The 14828-nt window shown below is 66.6% G+C and carries 12 protein-coding genes; 8 read left to right on the top strand and 4 right to left on the bottom strand.

The window, feature by feature from the left end; translation table 11 throughout:
• Positions 1-7: 7 nt before the first annotated feature.
• Positions 8-2200 (top strand): DNA helicase II, encoded by a 2193-nt coding sequence (uvrD, locus tag J2X70_RS01075; RefSeq protein ID WP_134833272.1) that lies wholly within the window; start codon positions 8-10, stop codon positions 2198-2200.
• 97 nt (positions 2201-2297) lie between these two features.
• Positions 2298-2624, top strand: coding sequence for a low molecular weight protein tyrosine phosphatase family protein (locus J2X70_RS01070; RefSeq protein ID WP_059065622.1), 327 nt, complete (start codon positions 2298-2300; stop codon positions 2622-2624).
• Between the two features lie 12 nt (positions 2625-2636).
• On the opposite strand, the gene J2X70_RS01065 is transcribed toward J2X70_RS01070, so the two are convergent.
• On the bottom strand, positions 2637-3263 hold the full coding sequence (locus J2X70_RS01065; RefSeq protein WP_080149560.1) for a hypothetical protein: 627 nt from the start codon (positions 3261-3263) through the stop codon (positions 2637-2639).
• Positions 3264-3404: 141 nt separating this feature from the next.
• Here J2X70_RS01065 and J2X70_RS01060 point away from each other — a divergent pair, with 141 nt between their 5' ends.
• Positions 3405-3959, top strand: coding sequence for a hypothetical protein (locus J2X70_RS01060; protein WP_309908450.1), 555 nt, complete (start codon positions 3405-3407; stop codon positions 3957-3959).
• Positions 3960-4048: 89 nt separating this feature from the next.
• On the opposite strand, the gene J2X70_RS01055 is transcribed toward J2X70_RS01060, so the two are convergent.
• Entirely contained in the window at positions 4049-4207 is a 159-nt protein-coding gene (locus J2X70_RS01055) for a hypothetical protein (protein WP_165780913.1), read from the bottom strand.
• 78 nt (positions 4208-4285) lie between these two features.
• On the bottom strand, positions 4286-5878 hold the full coding sequence (gene rtcR, locus J2X70_RS01050) for an RNA repair transcriptional activator RtcR (protein ID WP_309908448.1): 1593 nt from the start codon (positions 5876-5878) through the stop codon (positions 4286-4288).
• Between the two features lie 187 nt (positions 5879-6065).
• Here rtcR and J2X70_RS01045 point away from each other — a divergent pair, with 187 nt between their 5' ends.
• The 4 genes from J2X70_RS01045 (at position 6066) to J2X70_RS01030 (ending at position 11105) form a co-directional block, all read left to right on the top strand.
• Positions 6066-7613, top strand: a complete 1548-nt coding sequence (locus J2X70_RS01045) for a VWA domain-containing protein (protein ID WP_025878049.1) — start codon at positions 6066-6068, stop codon at positions 7611-7613.
• 528 nt (positions 7614-8141) lie between these two features.
• Positions 8142-9368: an RtcB family protein gene (locus J2X70_RS01040; protein WP_134833270.1), complete on the top strand. Its 1227-nt coding sequence runs from the start codon at positions 8142-8144 to the stop codon at positions 9366-9368.
• A gap of 81 nt (positions 9369-9449) precedes the next feature.
• A complete protein-coding gene (gene rtcA, locus J2X70_RS01035) occupies positions 9450-10466 on the top strand; it encodes an RNA 3'-terminal phosphate cyclase (RefSeq protein WP_025878045.1) in 1017 nt (338 codons plus the stop codon).
• 192 nt (positions 10467-10658) lie between these two features.
• Positions 10659-11105 (top strand): universal stress protein, encoded by a 447-nt coding sequence (locus J2X70_RS01030; RefSeq protein WP_025878044.1) that lies wholly within the window; start codon positions 10659-10661, stop codon positions 11103-11105.
• Positions 11106-11564: 459 nt separating this feature from the next.
• On the opposite strand, the gene J2X70_RS01025 is transcribed toward J2X70_RS01030, so the two are convergent.
• Positions 11565-11849: a DUF2782 domain-containing protein gene (locus tag J2X70_RS01025; RefSeq protein WP_025878043.1), complete on the bottom strand. Its 285-nt coding sequence runs from the start codon at positions 11847-11849 to the stop codon at positions 11565-11567.
• A gap of 97 nt (positions 11850-11946) precedes the next feature.
• Here J2X70_RS01025 and polA point away from each other — a divergent pair, with 97 nt between their 5' ends.
• On the top strand, positions 11947-14721 hold the full coding sequence (gene polA, locus J2X70_RS01020; protein ID WP_309908441.1) for a DNA polymerase I: 2775 nt from the start codon (positions 11947-11949) through the stop codon (positions 14719-14721).
• Positions 14722-14828 lie beyond the last annotated feature (107 nt).

Raw genomic sequence — 14828 nt, 5'->3', positions numbered from 1 at the left:
TGGAGGCATGGATGTCTCCCACTTGCTTGATGGCCTGAACCCGGCCCAGCGCGAAGCCGTCTCCGCTCCCCTCGGTCACCACCTGGTGCTGGCCGGTGCCGGGTCGGGCAAGACGCGCGTACTCACCCACCGCATTGCCTGGCTGCATGAAGTCGAAGGCGTGCCGACCCACGGCATTTTCGCGGTGACCTTCACCAACAAGGCAGCCGGCGAGATGCGCCATCGCATCGACGCGCAGCTGCCGCATGGCAGTCGCGGCATGTGGATCGGCACCTTCCACGGCCTGGCCAACCGCCTGCTGCGCCTGCACTGGCAGGATGCCAAGCTGCCCGAAAGCTTCCAGGTGATGGATTCGGACGACCAGCTGCGGCTGGTCAAGCGCGTGGTACAGGCGCTGGAGCTGGATGACGGCAAGTACCCGCCCAAGCAGATTGCCTGGTGGATCAACGCGCAAAAGGATGAGGGCCGCCGCCCGCAGCACATCCAGCCCGAGCCGAACGATGCGTGGCTGGAAACCATGCGCCAGGCCTACGCCGAGTACCAGGCGCGGTGTGACCGTGCCGGCCTGGTCGACTTCGCCGAGCTGCTGCTGCGCGCGCACGAACTGCTGCGCGACAATCCGCCGTTGCTGTCGCACTACCGCGCGCGGTTCCGCGAGATCCTGGTGGACGAATTCCAGGATACCAACGCCATCCAGTACGCCTTCGTGCGCGTGCTGGCCGGGCACGAGGGCCACGTGTTCGTGGTCGGTGATGACGACCAGGCCATCTACGGCTGGCGCGGTGCCAAGGTCGAGAACGTGCAGGGCTTCCTGCGCGATTTCCCGGGCGCGCAGACCATCCGCCTGGAGCAGAACTACCGTTCCACCGCCAACATCCTCAGTGCCGCCAATGCGGTGATCGCGCACAACCCGGACCGCATCGGCAAGCAGCTGTGGACCGACAGTGGTGACGGCGAGCCGATCGACCTGTACGCGGCGTACAACGAGATGGACGAGGCGCGCTACATCGTCGAGCGCGCACGGCAGTGGGTGCGCGACGGCGGCAGCTACACCGAAGTGGCCGTGCTCTACCGCAGCAACGCGCAGTCGCGCGCGCTGGAAGAAGCGCTGCTGAGCGAACAGGTGCCGTACCGCGTGTATGGCGGCATGCGCTTCTTCGAGCGCGCCGAAGTGAAGGATGCGCTGGCCTACCTGCGCCTGCTGTCCAACCGCAACGACGACGCTGCATTCGAACGCGCGGTGAATACGCCCACGCGTGGCATCGGTGACCGCACGCTGGACGAAGTGCGCCGCGAAGCGCGCGCCCAGGGCATCTCGCTGTGGGAAGCCACCATGCTGGTGACCCAGGGCAGCGCACTGGCGGCACGAGCCCGCAATGCGCTGGCCGGCTTCCTGGTGCTGGTCAACGAACTGCAGGCGCAGACCCTGCAGATGACCCTGGCCGAGCGCGTGGACCATGTGCTGGTGCGCTCGCAGCTGCGCGAGCACTGGAGCAAGGAAAGCCGCAACGCGCTGGACTCGGAATCGCGCACCGACAACCTCGACGAACTGGTGTCGGTGGCCTCGCGCTTCGTGCGCCGTGCCGACGACATCGAGGAAGTGGGCGAGGACATGGACGAGCTGGTCGCGTTCCTGGCCTACGCGGCGCTGGAGGCCGGTGAGGGCCAGGCGCAGGCCGGCGAGGAAGGCGTGCAGCTGATGACGCTGCACTCGGCCAAGGGCCTGGAATTCCCGCTGGTGTTCCTGGCCGGCGTGGAAGAGGGGCTGTTCCCCAGTGCACGGTCGCTGGAGGAAAGCGGGCGGCTGGAAGAAGAGCGTCGGCTGGCCTACGTCGGCATCACCCGCGCGCGGCAGAAGCTGGTGCTCAGCTACGCCGAATCGCGGCGCATCCACGGCCAGGACAACTACAGCCTGCCTTCGCGTTTCCTGCGCGAGATCCCGCGCGAGCTGCTGCACGAAGTGCGGCCGAAGGTGCAGGTCTCGCGGCCGGCGTCGATGGGCGCAAGCCGGGTGATGGGACACGCCGCCATCGAAACGCCGCCGATCAAGCTGGGTGCGCTGGTCAACCATCCCAAGTTCGGCGAAGGCATGGTGACCGACTACGAAGGCAACGGTGCCCACGCACGCGTGCAGATCGAGTTCGCCGACGCCGGCAGCAAGTGGCTGGTGATGGCGTATGCCAACCTGACGGTGATCTGATCACCGCCGGGGTCGGATCCCTCCCGTAGGAGGGCTCTGACCCCGACGCGATGGAAAGCAGCCGAGCACGGGCTCGGCTCTACAAAGGCGAGTGCTCATGACCCGCAACGTGCTCTTCCTCTGCAGCCAGAACCGCCTGCGCAGCCCGACGGCCGAGCAGGTGTTCGCCGATTGGCCGGGCGTCGAAACCGCCTCGGCCGGGCTGCTCGCCGACGCCGAGGAAGTGCTCAGCCCCGAGCTGCTGCAATGGGCCGATCTGGTGTTCGTGATGGAGCGGGCGCACCGCAACCGGCTTTCCAGCCGCTACAAGGCATGGTTGAACGGCAAGCGGGTGATCTGCCTGGATATTCCCGATGACTACGAGTACATGGACCCGGTGCTGGTGGAACTGCTCAAGCGCAAAGTGATCCCGTTCCTGCGCTGACCCGGGCGGCGATCAGTCCTGCGCCTGCGGTTGCGCGGCCGTGTCCTGTTCGGACATCGACTGCTGCAGGCTGCTGCTGAAGCTCTTCACCGCGCGTTCCAAGGCGATCTCCCAGTTCTCCCGCGAGGCTACCTGGAAGATGTTTGCGCCATGGCCGGTAGTCGTGAAGGTGCGCGTCTGGCCATCCTTGCGTGCCGTCACCTGTACCGCGATGTCTGCAAGCATCTGCTGGGTGTACGTCGCGGCGCGCCAAACATTCACCGGAGCACTTACCGAAAAATCGTTCAGCGTGGCGTCCAGATGCGTACACGATGCCTCGCACTTGTCGGCAGTCCTGTAACCCATGTTGCGCAGCGCTTGGATCATGATCTCGCGTGCCTTGTCCGGGGCTGTGGACGTTTCGAGCTCCACCAGCACGCCATTGCCGGCACGGATGACACCACCGATGTTCTTCGCACGCGCCGCCGATTGCACCTGCGGGAAGTACTGGGGGCGGTTGTCACGCACCGGGGCCACCACCACCACCGGACCCTGCTCCGGGTTCACCCGGATGTCCGGCACGTTCACGCGCACCACTTCGGTGCGGATGCCACAGCCGGTGAGCAACAGCAGCAGTGCCAGCGTAATGATCGACTTCATGTAGTCCCCCTGTTGGAATGGTGTCCTTGCGCCGCGCATTATCGCTTGCACATCGCCTGAAAGGACGATGCGCCGACGCCGCAAAGCAGCCGGGCATGGCACGGCTCTACAATGGCGGCCACATCTCCCAGGAACGCCCTCATGACCGAACCCACGCTGCATGTCACCGTGAAGTTGAACGCCAGGCTGCAGCCCGAGCATCGCCATGAGCTGTTCGAGGATCCGCTGGACGCGCTGCTGCAGGCGGCCGAGCTGGGCGGGATCACCGGAGGCGGTACTGCGATGTCCGACGAGGGCGAAGTCGAGTACGGCGATATCGAAGTGGCACTGGCCGATGCCGCGGGCGTGCCGAAGCTGGTCGACCTGCTGGAGCAGCTGGGGGCACCGAAGGGTTCGCAGGTGCAGGGCGCAGGCGAGGCCGATCGCAGCTTCGGCGTGACCGAAGGCCTGGGCATCTATCTGGATGGCCTGACCCTGCCGGACGAGGTGTACGAGCAGTGCGATTCGAACCACGTGTTCGAACAGCTGTCCGAGCGCATCGATGGCCTGGGCGAGATCTGCAGCTGGTGGCAGGGCCCGAGCGAGACCGCGCTGTACATGTACGGCCAGTCGTTCGAGGCGATGCGTGATGCGATCGCTGAATTCGTCGGCAGCTACCCGCTGTGCCAGAACGCACGCGTGGTGCAGATCGCCTGAAGCTGCGGTTTCGGGTGGAGCGGGCCGGCTGCTCCAGGTGCAGGGATAGCGGCGGCTGCCGGCCAGCGGCCGGCACTACCGGAGCAGGGTCAGCGTGCTGGCTGGGCGGCCGCAGCCTGCTGAGCGTTGTCGGCCTTGGCCAGTGATTTGCCGAACTGGTAGCCACCCACGAGCAGGACGAAGGCAGCGACACAGGCCAGCACGATGATCAGGCCGGTTTTGGAAGTCGAGCGGGGGCGGTCCTGCATGGGAAATCTCCGTTCAGGTAGGGGGTCGCAGCCGGAGCATGCGCCGTGACCGGTGCACGCGCAAGCCGGGCCGTCGCGCTACCGGGCCGGCCCCCGCACCTGCTCCCAGTCCAGCCCGAACTTCGCCAGGTACTTGCGCAGGCGGTCGGCGTCGTTGGTGCTGGCGCGCTGCGTGCGCGAGACCGCAAACAGCTCGCGCCCGGCGGCGGACAACGACTTCGAGCGTGCACAGACCCGCACCACTTCTTCCAGCTGCACGCGGTCGAAACGGTCCAGCGCGTCCACGGCCTCGCCCAGCAGGGCATCCAGCGGAGACGGCGCATCGCCGCCGCGCCACTGTGCCCGCAGGCGCGCGATCTCGTCCTCCACACCCTCGATCTGGATGCGCCCGGCGCTGGCCAACGTGGCCAGGCGCATGATCGACGCGCCCAGGTCGCGGAAGTTGCCACGCCACGCCGCTTCCGGGCTGGTGGCGAATGCGAGATAGCTCGTGCGCGCCTCGGTGTTGAAGCGCACCCGCGCATGCTGGTCCAGCGACCAGCGCTCCAGCTCGAACTCGATGTTCGGCTCGATGTCTTCCATGCGCTGCGCCAGCCCGGGCAGGTGGTACGTCCACAGGTTGAGGCGCGCCAGCAGGTCTTCGCGGAAGCGGCCTTCCAGCACCGACTGCTGCAGACCGCGGTTGGTGCCGGCGATCAGCTGGAAATCGCTCTCCACTTCGCGGTCACTGCCGACCGGCAGGAAGCGCTTCTCTTCCAGCGCCCGCAGCAGCATCGCCTGTTCGTCCTGGCCGAGTTCGCCGATCTCGTCCAGGAACAGCAGCCCTTGGTGCGCTGAGCGCAGCAGGCCGGCACGGTCGCTGGAAGCGCCGGTGTAGGCGCCTTTGGTGTGACCGAACAGGGTGCTCATCGCACCGTCGCCGCGCAGCGTTGCGCAGTTCACTTCGACGAAGCGACCGGGCAGCTGGTGCTTGAGCTTCTTCAGCTCGAACACGCGCTTGGCCAGCTGGCTCTTGCCGGCGCCGGTCGGTCCCATCAGCAGCATCGGCGCGCGCGAGCGGGTGGCCACCGTTTCGATCTGCTCGATCATGCGGTTGAAGGCGGCGTTGCGGGTGGCGATGCCGCCCTTCAGCAGGTCGCGATCCAGCAGCTGCTGCTGGGCGAAGCGCTGGGCGATGTGGTCGTAGCGCGACAGGTCCAGGTCGATGATCGCGTACGTGCCGGCGGCACCGTCCTGCTTGCGCGGTGGCGAGGTCTGCAGCAGCCGTCCGGGGAAATGACGGCTCTCGGTCAACAGGAACCAGCAGATCTGCGCCACGTGCGTGCCGGTGGTGATGTGGACGTAGTAGTCCTCCTCCTCCGGCTGGAACGGGTAGCGCGCGAGAAAGTCGTGCAGGGAGGCGTAGACCCCCTCGAATTCCCATGGATCGGCCAGGTAGGTGTCGTGACGCTGCACGCTGATGCCCGGCGCGGCCTGCGCCAGGTCCTCGCAGACCACGCGCGCCAGCTTGCTGTAGCGGCGCTCATCCAGCAGCAGCTCGATGCGGTCGGGCAGGAAATCCTCATGCATGCCCAGCGAAACGGTCGGGCGCCACTTCTGCCAGCGGCCCGGACCCTCGCCTGCGTCGAGCTGGGTGCCCAGCATGCCGAATACCACCTGCCGACGCGCCATATCCATTCCTATAAAAGAGGCGCGGGAAATATATATCTTTTCGCCGATGTCCGCTGGACAGGACAGTTTTATTTCATTGAAATCATTTCAAAATCAATGGCATGCGATGGTTTCGCAAAAGTTGGCACGGCCATTGCTCTATATCCGGCAAGACACGACGCGGGCTGTTCCCGCCGAGGACATCAGCATGGCCAACCTTTCGCTCTTCTCCTGGATGCGCACGCCGCAGCCGCCGCAGGCAGACACCGTCAATGAAGCCGGTGGCCTGGCCTACCGCCGCGACCCGCGTGCGGCGCTGGCGCTGTATGCGGCCACCGGGTGCCTGAACAACACCTTCTACAGCGACGCCGAGGCACAGCTGCAGCAGGTGCTGGCGCTGACCGCGCAGGTCGAGCCGCGCTTCATTGCCCGCACCGCCCTGTACGCCCGCCAGGTCGCACACATGAAGGACATGCCGGCGCTGCTGCTGGCGGTGCTGAGCCTGCGCGACCCGGAGGCGTTCGCCCTGGTTTTCCCGCGGGTGATCGACAACGGCCGCCAGCTGCGCACCTTCGTGCAGATCATGCGCAGCGGCCAGGTGGGGCGCCGCTCGCTGGGCTCGCTGCCCAAGCGCAGGGTGCGTGAGTGGATCCAGCAGGCGTCGGCGGAAACGCTGGTGCGTGCGGCGATCGGCCAGCAGCCGTCGCTGGCCGATGTGATCCGCATGGTGCACCCGAAGCCGGCCAACGCCGAGCGCAAGGCGTTGTATGCATGGATCATCGGTCGTCCCTACGACGAGGAGCAGCTGCCGGCAGTGGTGCAGGCGTACGAGGCTTTCAAGCGTGACCCGCGCGGACTGCCGCCGGACCTGCCGTTCCAGTACTACAGCACGCTGCCGCTGGACGCGGCGCAGTGGTCGGCACTGGCCCGCAATGCATCGTGGCAGTCGATGCGGATGAACCTCAACACGTTCGCCCGCCATGGCGTGTTCGACGATCCGGCGATGGTGCAGGTGATCGCAGAGCGCCTGCGTGATCCGCAGCAGGTGCGTCGTGCCCGCGTACTGCCCTACCAGCTGCTGATGGCCTTCCACGCCGGCGGTGGCTTGCCGGCGCCGATCCTGGAAGCGTTGCAGGACGCGATGGAGATCGCCACGGCGTCGGCCCCGGCATTGCCCGGGCGGGTGGTGGTGGCGGTGGACGTGTCCGGTTCCATGCAGTCGCCGGTAACCGGCTACCGCAAGGGCTCCAGCACGGCGGCGCGCTGCGTGGACGTGGCGGCGCTGGTTGCAGCCTGCGTGCTGCGCGGCCAGCCGCAGGCCAAGGTGTTGCCGTTCGATACCGAGGTGCGCCACGTGCGCCTGAACCCGCGCGACAGCGTGATGACGTTGGCCCGCCAGCTGGCCATCAACGGCGGTGGTACGTCGGTCAGCGCGCCGCTGCACTACCTCAACCTGCGGCGCGAGCCGGTGGACCTGGTGGTGCTGGTGTCGGACAACGAGAGTTGGCGTGACACCCGCCAGGGCGGCCAGACGGCCACGATGCTGCAGTGGGATGCACTGAAGCGTCGCTGCCCACAGGCGCGGCTGGTGTGCATCGACCTGCAGCCGGTGGCCAGCAGCCAGACCGTGCAGCGCGGTGACGTGCTGCACATCGGTGGCTTCAGCGATGCGGTGTTCGACCTGATGGCGCAGTACGCCGCTGCGGCCGAGGACGGCAGCAGCTGGGTCGAGCGCATCCAGGACATGGCGTTGTAAGGCGGCAGGGAGGCCGCACGGACCGCCCGGCTGGCAATGGGGCCAGCCGGGCAGGGCCAGGAATTCGTTTTCGCGGTGAATGCTGGTGGAACTACATTGGTTGTCCCTTCGGGGTCGGGTTCGAGTCCCGCGTTTCCTGCCTGTCGTGAGGAAGCAGACGTTCCACCTCCCTTGTCACCGCACCTTTTCAAACGGCACCGGCAACGGTGCCACCGCTTCAATGCCGGCAGCGCGAATGCCGGAGGAACTACAGCCCCTTAAGCTCCAGGTCGCGGGTTCGACTCCCGCCTGCCACGGCAACGCGGCAGTAGCTCAGTGGTAGAGCAGGATGTTCCTCCAGATTCTTGTCGTGCTGCCGGCACCTTCGCTTTCGTTGCGCGGGGAATGCAGGTGGAACTACATCGGAAGCCCTTCGGGGTCGGGTTCAAGTCCCGGCCGTCCTCCGCGGCAACGCGGGTGACGGAATGTTCCACCCCCTTTGTCACCGCACCTTCTTTGTTTTTGCTTTGGATGAAAGGAAACATCACCATGACCACCCTCAATTACGACGTGATCCAGCAGCCGGGCGCTGCACCGATCAAGCTGTGGACCCGCGGCGTGCCGCTGGAAGACCAGGCGCGCGAGCAGCTGCAGAACATCGCCAAGCTGCCCTTCATCCACAAGTGGATCTCGGTGATGCCCGACGTGCACCTGGGCAAGGGCGCGACCGTGGGTTCGGTGGTGCCGACCATCGGCGCGATCATTCCTGCAGCAGTGGGCGTGGACATCGGCTGCGGCATGATCGCGGTGCGCACCACGCTGGTTGCCAGCGACCTGCCGGACAACCTGTCGGCGGTGCGCAGCGCGATCGAGCGGGCGGTGCCGCACGGCCGCAGCGTCACCCGCGGGGGCCGTGACAAGGGCAGCTGGGACACGCCGCCCGAACTGGCGGTGGAAGGCTGGGCGCAGCTGGTGGATGACTTCGCACTGATCTGCGAGCGTCACCCGCGCCTGAAGAACACCAACAACCTCAAGCACCTGGGAACGCTGGGTACCGGCAACCACTTCGTCGAGGTCTGCCTGGACCAGGAGCAGCGCGTGTGGTTCATGCTGCACTCCGGTTCGCGTGGCGTAGGCAATGCCATCGGCACCTACTTCATCGAGCTGGCCAAGCAGGAAATGCGCCGCTGGATGATCAACCTGCCCGACCAGGACCTGGCCTACCTGCCCGAGGGCAGCCAGCACTACGGCGACTATGTGTTCGCGGTGGATTGGGCGCAGCGTTTCGCACGCATGAACCGCGAGGTGATGATGCGCAACGTGGTGGCCGCGGTGCGCACGGTGATCAGCAAGCCGTTCGAGGCCGAGGCCGAGGCGGTGAACTGCCACCACAACTACGTGAACCGCGAGACCCACTTCGGCAAGGAAGTGATGCTGACCCGCAAGGGCGCGGTGAGTGCGCGCAAGGGCGAACTGGGCATCATTCCGGGCAGCATGGGGGCCAAGAGCTTCATCGTGCGTGGCCTCGGCAACGAGGACAGCTTCCACAGCTGCAGCCACGGTGCCGGCCGCGTGATGAGCCGTACCCAGGCACGCAAGCTGATCACGGTGGATGACCACGCCAAGGCCACCGCGCACGTGGAGTGCCGCAAGGATGCGGAGGTGGTGGATGAATCGCCGGCGGCCTACAAGCCGATCGAGGCAGTGATGGAGGCCCAGCGCGATCTGGTCGAGATCGTGCACACGCTGCGCCAGGTGGTGTGCGTGAAGGGATGAGGCAACCCGTGCGCGGCGTACACTGCGCCGCGCACGGCAGCAGGGCCCGGCATCGAACAACGGGCACGGAGGAACAGACAGATGGACATGATTGAACTGGATGGCGGGCACGGAGGCGGACAGCTGCTGCGCTCGGCACTGACCCTGAGCCTGTGCACCGGCACCGGCTTCACGCTGCACAACATCCGCGCGATCCGGCGCAAGCCGGGGTTGATGCGCCAGCACCTGACCGCGGTGAACGCTGCGGCGCGGGTCGGCAACGCCTGTGTGCACGGTGCAGAACTGGGCGCTACCTCGCTGCGTTTCGAGCCGGGGCGGGTGAGCGCCGGCACCTACCACTTCGCGACCGGCAGCGCCGGCTCGGCCACGCTGGTGCTGCAGACCGTGCTGCCCGCGCTGTGGCGCGCGCAGGGGCCGTCGCAGCTGCGCCTGGAAGGCGGTACCCACAACCCGCTGGCACCCAGCGCGGATTTCATCGCGCAAAGCTATCTGCCGGCGCTGGGCCGGATGGGCGTGCAGGCGTCGATGCAGCTGCTGCAGCACGGCTTCCATCCAGCCGGTGGCGGCGTGATGGAGGTGCAGGTGCAGCCGTGCGCGGCGTTGCAGCCGCCGTCGTTGGAGGTGCGTGCACCGTTGCAGGCGATCGAGGCACAGGTGCTGATGTCCGGCCTGTCCAGCGGCATCGGCCTGCGTGAACTGCAGGTACTGGCCGAGACGCTGGGCGTGGACCCGCACCCGCGCAACGTGCAGTCGATACGGCCGGCGCTGGGACCGGGCAACGTCGCCCTGGTGCGCGTGCGTCATGGTGATCACGTGGAGGTGTTCAGCGGCCACGGCGAGCGCAGTGTCTCCGCCGAGCAGGTCGGGGCGCGCCTGGCCGGGCAGGTCAAGCAGTACCTGGACGGGACAGGTGCTGTTGGCGAGTACCTGTCCGACCAGTTGCTGCTGCCGATGGCGCTGGCGGGCGGCGGCGCGTTCACCACCCACGTGCTGAGCGATCACCTGGTCAGCAATGCGCGGTTGATCGAGAAGTTCCTGCCGGTGGAATTCGACTGGCAGCCGCACGACGGTGGCTGGCGGGTGACGGTGCAGGCCTGAGTGCCCGCCGGGCGTGGCCCGGCGCTACCGGAGCATTCCAGTCGCCTGTCGATCCTGGGCGCGTCGGCCGATCATGCCGCGCTGCGCAGGCATCGCTGCGCGCTGCCGGATTGATCCTGCGCAAGGCACGATCTCCACACAGGCTGTGTAATGGTGTCGTTCCCACTGGCTGGATCACCGCGGAGCCCCACCATGTACAAGCGCATCCTGATCGCCACCGATGGCTCGGAGCTGGCCGACAAGGGCCTGGCCAAGGGCCTGGAGCTGGCCAAGGACCTCAACGCCGAGGTCGACATCGTCACCGTCTCCGAGCCTTGGGCCGTCGGTATGTACGACGCCATGGGCTGGAGCGTGGGCTACATGAACAGCCCGGAGTACAAGGCCGACCGCGAGGAAGGCGCGCAGAAGGTGCTGCAGCCGGCCCTGGCCAAGGCGGCCGAGCAGGGCATCACCGCCAATCCGGTGCATGTGCTGGACCGCTACGCGGCCGACGGCATCATCGAGACGGCGGGCCAGCGCAACAGCGATCTGATCGTAATGACCTCGCACGGCCGCCGCGGCGTCACCCGCGTGCTGCTGGGCAGCCAGACCGCCGAGGTGCTGGCGCGCAGCACGCTGCCGGTGCTGGTCATCCGCTGATACGGAAGCGTTCCCGGGGAGGGGACCCGACGCCGGCCGCAGGATGCGCGCCGGCGTTGTTTTTTCCGGCGGCCCGAAGAGCATCCACGCATGGCGTGGATCTACTCCAGTTCACCGTCAAAGGTCCACGCCATGCGTGGATGGGGCCACCGCAATGCCAGTAGATCCACGCCATGCGTGGATAAGGCCACCGCAATGCCAGTAGATCCACGCCATGCGTGGATAGGGCCACCGCAATGCCAGTAGATCCACGCCATGCGTGGATGGGGCCACCGCAATGCCCAGTAGATCCACGCCATGCGTGGATAGGGCCACCGCAATGCCCAGTAGATCCACGCCATGCGTGGATGGGGCCACCGCAATGCCCAGTAGATCCACGCCATGCGTGGATGGGCCGTGCCGATCGCCTTGATGGGGTCAGAGCCCTTTCCCGTGGAAAGGGATCCGACCCCGGCCACATCACCAGCTGTACAGCTTCCAGTACACCGGCGACACGCCATCCTTGTCATTGTCGAAGCGGCCATCGCCGTTCTTGTCATACATGTAGAACGGGGCGCCGCGTGCCGGCGTCACCTTGACCATGCGCAACTGGCCGGACACCCGGTATTCCTCGATGGTGTCGCCGTTGTCCATCGTGCGCTTGGAAACATCGGCGCCCTTGACGTCCACCGGGGGAGCGCCCGCGCCGCCCATGCTGGCGCAGCCAGCAAGCAGGAGCAGGGAAGCCAGCATCAGGGTCTTCATCGGCGGGGCCTTTGCCTGGAAAGAGCCTTGATTATGCCCCAACGCCGCGTCGCTGCCGTGTCGCCGCGATGCAGGAACAGGCGCGTAGAATCGACACATGAGCAGATTAGTCCTGATCGACGGGTCCAGTTACCTGTACCGCGCGTTCCACGCGCTGCCGCCCCTGTCCAATGCACAGGGTGAGCCCACCGGCGCGCTGTTCGGCGTGGTCAACATGCTGCGCTCGACGCTGAAGGAGCGCCCGGCCTACGTCGCCTTCGTCGTCGATGCCCCCGGCAAGACCTTCCGCGATGACCTGTACGATCAGTACAAGGCCAACCGCCCGCCGATGCCCGATGAACTGCGCAGCCAGGTCGAGCCGATGTGCCGCATCGTCGAAGCGCTGGGCATCAGCATCCTGCGCATCGACGGCGTGGAGGCCGACGATGTGATCGGCACCCTGGCCCTGCAGGGCGTGGCACAGGACCTGAAGGTCACCATCTCGACCGGCGACAAGGATTTCGCCCAGCTGGTCCGGCCGGGCATCGAACTGGTCAACACCATGACCGGCAGCCGCATGGATTCGGACGCGGCGGTGATGGACAAGTTCGGCGTGCGCGCCGACCAGATCGTCGACCTGCTGGCGCTGATGGGCGATACCGTGGACAACGTGCCCGGCGTGGAGAAGTGCGGGCCGAAGACGGCCGCCAAGTGGCTGGCCGAATACCAGCATCTGGACGGGGTGATGGCAGCGGCGCCGACCATGAAGGGCAAGATCGGCGAAAACCTGCGCGCCGCGCTGGAGCGCCTGCCGCTGAACAAGGAGCTGGTGACCATCCGCACCGACGTCGCGCTGGACGCCAGCCCGACCACGCTGGCCCTGCGCGATCCGGATGTGTCCACCCTGGGCGAGCTGTACCTGCGTTACGGCTTCACCCAGGCATTGAAGGAGCTGGGCGGGCCGGTACCGGCGCCTGCAGTGGCCAACGATGCGACGCCGAGCCTGCGTGGCACCGCCGCCGGCTTTGCCCGTGGCAGCGCCGAAGCGCCGCCCGTCGGCGAGCTCGATCCGGCGCTGTCGGCGCCCGGCGAGTACGAGACCGTGCTGACCACCGAGCAGCTGCAGGCCTGGGTCGCGCGCGTGCAGCAGGCTGACCTGATCAGCTTCGACACCGAGACCGACGCACTGGATGCGATGCGTGCGCGCCTGGTCGGCATCAGCCTGGCGGTGGAGCCGGGCAAGGCCGCCTACATCCCGGTCGGCCACGATTATCCCGGCGCGCCGGCACAGTTGCCGCTGGCACAGGTGCTCGATGCGCTGCGGCCGGTGCTGCAGGACCCGGCGAAGAAGAAGCTGGGCCAGCATGGCAAGTACGACCTGCACGTGCTGCGCCGCCATGGCGTGGACGTGCAGGGCTACCACGACGACACCATGCTTGAGAGCTTCGTGCTCAATTCCACCGCCACCCGCCACGACATGGATTCGCTGGCCCTGCGTTACCTGGGCTACAACACCATCAAGTTCGAGGACGTGGCAGGCAAGGGCGCCAAGCAGATTTCGTTCTCGCAGGTAGGCATCGACGAGGCCGGCCGCTACGCCGCCGAAGACGCCGACATCACCCTGCGCCTGCACCACGCGCTGCAGCCGCAGCTGCTGGCCGAACCGACCCTGGACAGCGTGTACCGCAGCATCGAGATGCCGCTGGTGCCGGTGCTGGCCAGCATCGAAGCCAATGGCGTGCGGATCGACACCGACGAACTGCGCCGGCAGAGCCAGGACCTGTCCTCGCGCATGCTGGCCGCGCAGCAGAAGGCCACCGAACTGGCCGGGCGCAGCTTCAACCTGGATTCGCCCAAGCAGCTGCAGGCGGTGCTGTTCGACGAACTGAAGCTGCCGGCGGTGGTGAAGACCCCCAAGGGCCAGCCCAGCACCAATGAAGAGGCGCTGGAGGCGATTGCCGAGCAGCACGAGCTGCCCCGGGTGATCCTCGAGTACCGTGGCCTGGCCAAACTGCGCAGCACCTATACCGACAAGCTGCCGGAGATGGTCAACTCCGAAACCGGCCGGGTGCACACCAGCTACCACCAGTCCGGTGCCGCCACCGGCCGCCTGTCCTCGTCCGATCCGAACCTGCAGAACATCCCGATCCGCACCGAGGATGGCCGCCGCATCCGCCGTGCGTTCATCGCCCCGGAAGGCTTCCAGCTGCTGGCGGCCGACTATTCGCAGATCGAGCTGCGGATCATGGCCCACCTGTCCGGAGACCCGGGCCTGGTGCGGGCCTTCGAGCAGGGCGCCGACGTGCATCGCGCCACCGCCGCCGAGGTGTTCGGCCGCACCCTGGAAGAAGTGACCAGCAACGAGCGTCGCGCGGCCAAGGCGATCAACTTCGGCCTGATGTACGGCATGAGCGCGTTCGGACTGGCCCGCAACCTCGGCATCGACCGTGGCCAGGCGCAGGACTACGTGGCGCTGTACTTCAGCCGCTATCCGGGCGTGCGTGACTTCATGGAGCGCATGCGCGAGCAGGCCCGCGAGCAGGGCTATGTGGAGACCCTGTTCGGTCGCCGGCTGTACCTGAACGACATTCATGCACGTAACCAGGGCCTGCGTGCTGGCGCTGAACGTGCGGCGATCAATGCACCGATGCAGGGCACCGCCGCCGACATCATCAAGCGCGCCATGGTCGATGTGGACAAATGGCTGCGTGACAGCGGCGCACCGGCGCGGATGATCCTGCAGGTGCACGATGAACTGGTGTTCGAAGCCGAGGCCGGTTTCATCGAAGAACTGCGTAGCAATGTCGTGCAGCGCATGTCGCAAGCGGCACAATTGCGGGTGCCGTTGGTGGTCGATACCGGTACTGGCAGCAATTGGGATGAGGCGCACTGAGTCGCATTCAGGCCGAAAACGCCGTGAATTCGTTCATTTGCATGATATTTCTGACTCAAACATGAATGTTTCCCTGATGGGTGCTTATTAAATTGGGCCCCTTCACG

Origin of the sequence: Stenotrophomonas sp. 1337 (genome assembly GCF_031455455.1) — a bacterium.
GTDB lineage: Bacteria > Pseudomonadota > Gammaproteobacteria > Xanthomonadales > Xanthomonadaceae > Stenotrophomonas > Stenotrophomonas indicatrix.
The sequence above is the reverse complement of the archived record's forward strand: the minus strand, read 5'-3'. Positions and strand labels throughout refer to the sequence as shown.

Coding starts and splice junctions, on each gene's coding strand:
- J2X70_RS01045 (WP_025878049.1), top strand. CDS start 6,066: ATGGCCAACCTTTCGCTCTTCTCCTGGATGCGCACGCCGCAGCCGCCG.
- rtcR (WP_309908448.1), bottom strand. CDS start 5,878: ATGGCGCGTCGGCAGGTGGTATTCGGCATGCTGGGCACCCAGCTCGAC.
- J2X70_RS01025 (WP_025878043.1), bottom strand. CDS start 11,849: ATGAAGACCCTGATGCTGGCTTCCCTGCTCCTGCTTGCTGGCTGCGCC.
- polA (WP_309908441.1), top strand. CDS start 11,947: ATGAGCAGATTAGTCCTGATCGACGGGTCCAGTTACCTGTACCGCGCG.
- J2X70_RS01065 (WP_080149560.1), bottom strand. CDS start 3,263: ATGAAGTCGATCATTACGCTGGCACTGCTGCTGTTGCTCACCGGCTGT.
- rtcA (WP_025878045.1), top strand. CDS start 9,450: ATGGACATGATTGAACTGGATGGCGGGCACGGAGGCGGACAGCTGCTG.
- J2X70_RS01040 (WP_134833270.1), top strand. CDS start 8,142: ATGACCACCCTCAATTACGACGTGATCCAGCAGCCGGGCGCTGCACCG.
- J2X70_RS01055 (WP_165780913.1), bottom strand. CDS start 4,207: ATGCAGGACCGCCCCCGCTCGACTTCCAAAACCGGCCTGATCATCGTG.
- uvrD (WP_134833272.1), top strand. CDS start 8: ATGGATGTCTCCCACTTGCTTGATGGCCTGAACCCGGCCCAGCGCGAA.
- J2X70_RS01060 (WP_309908450.1), top strand. CDS start 3,405: ATGACCGAACCCACGCTGCATGTCACCGTGAAGTTGAACGCCAGGCTG.
- J2X70_RS01030 (WP_025878044.1), top strand. CDS start 10,659: ATGTACAAGCGCATCCTGATCGCCACCGATGGCTCGGAGCTGGCCGAC.
- J2X70_RS01070 (WP_059065622.1), top strand. CDS start 2,298: ATGACCCGCAACGTGCTCTTCCTCTGCAGCCAGAACCGCCTGCGCAGC.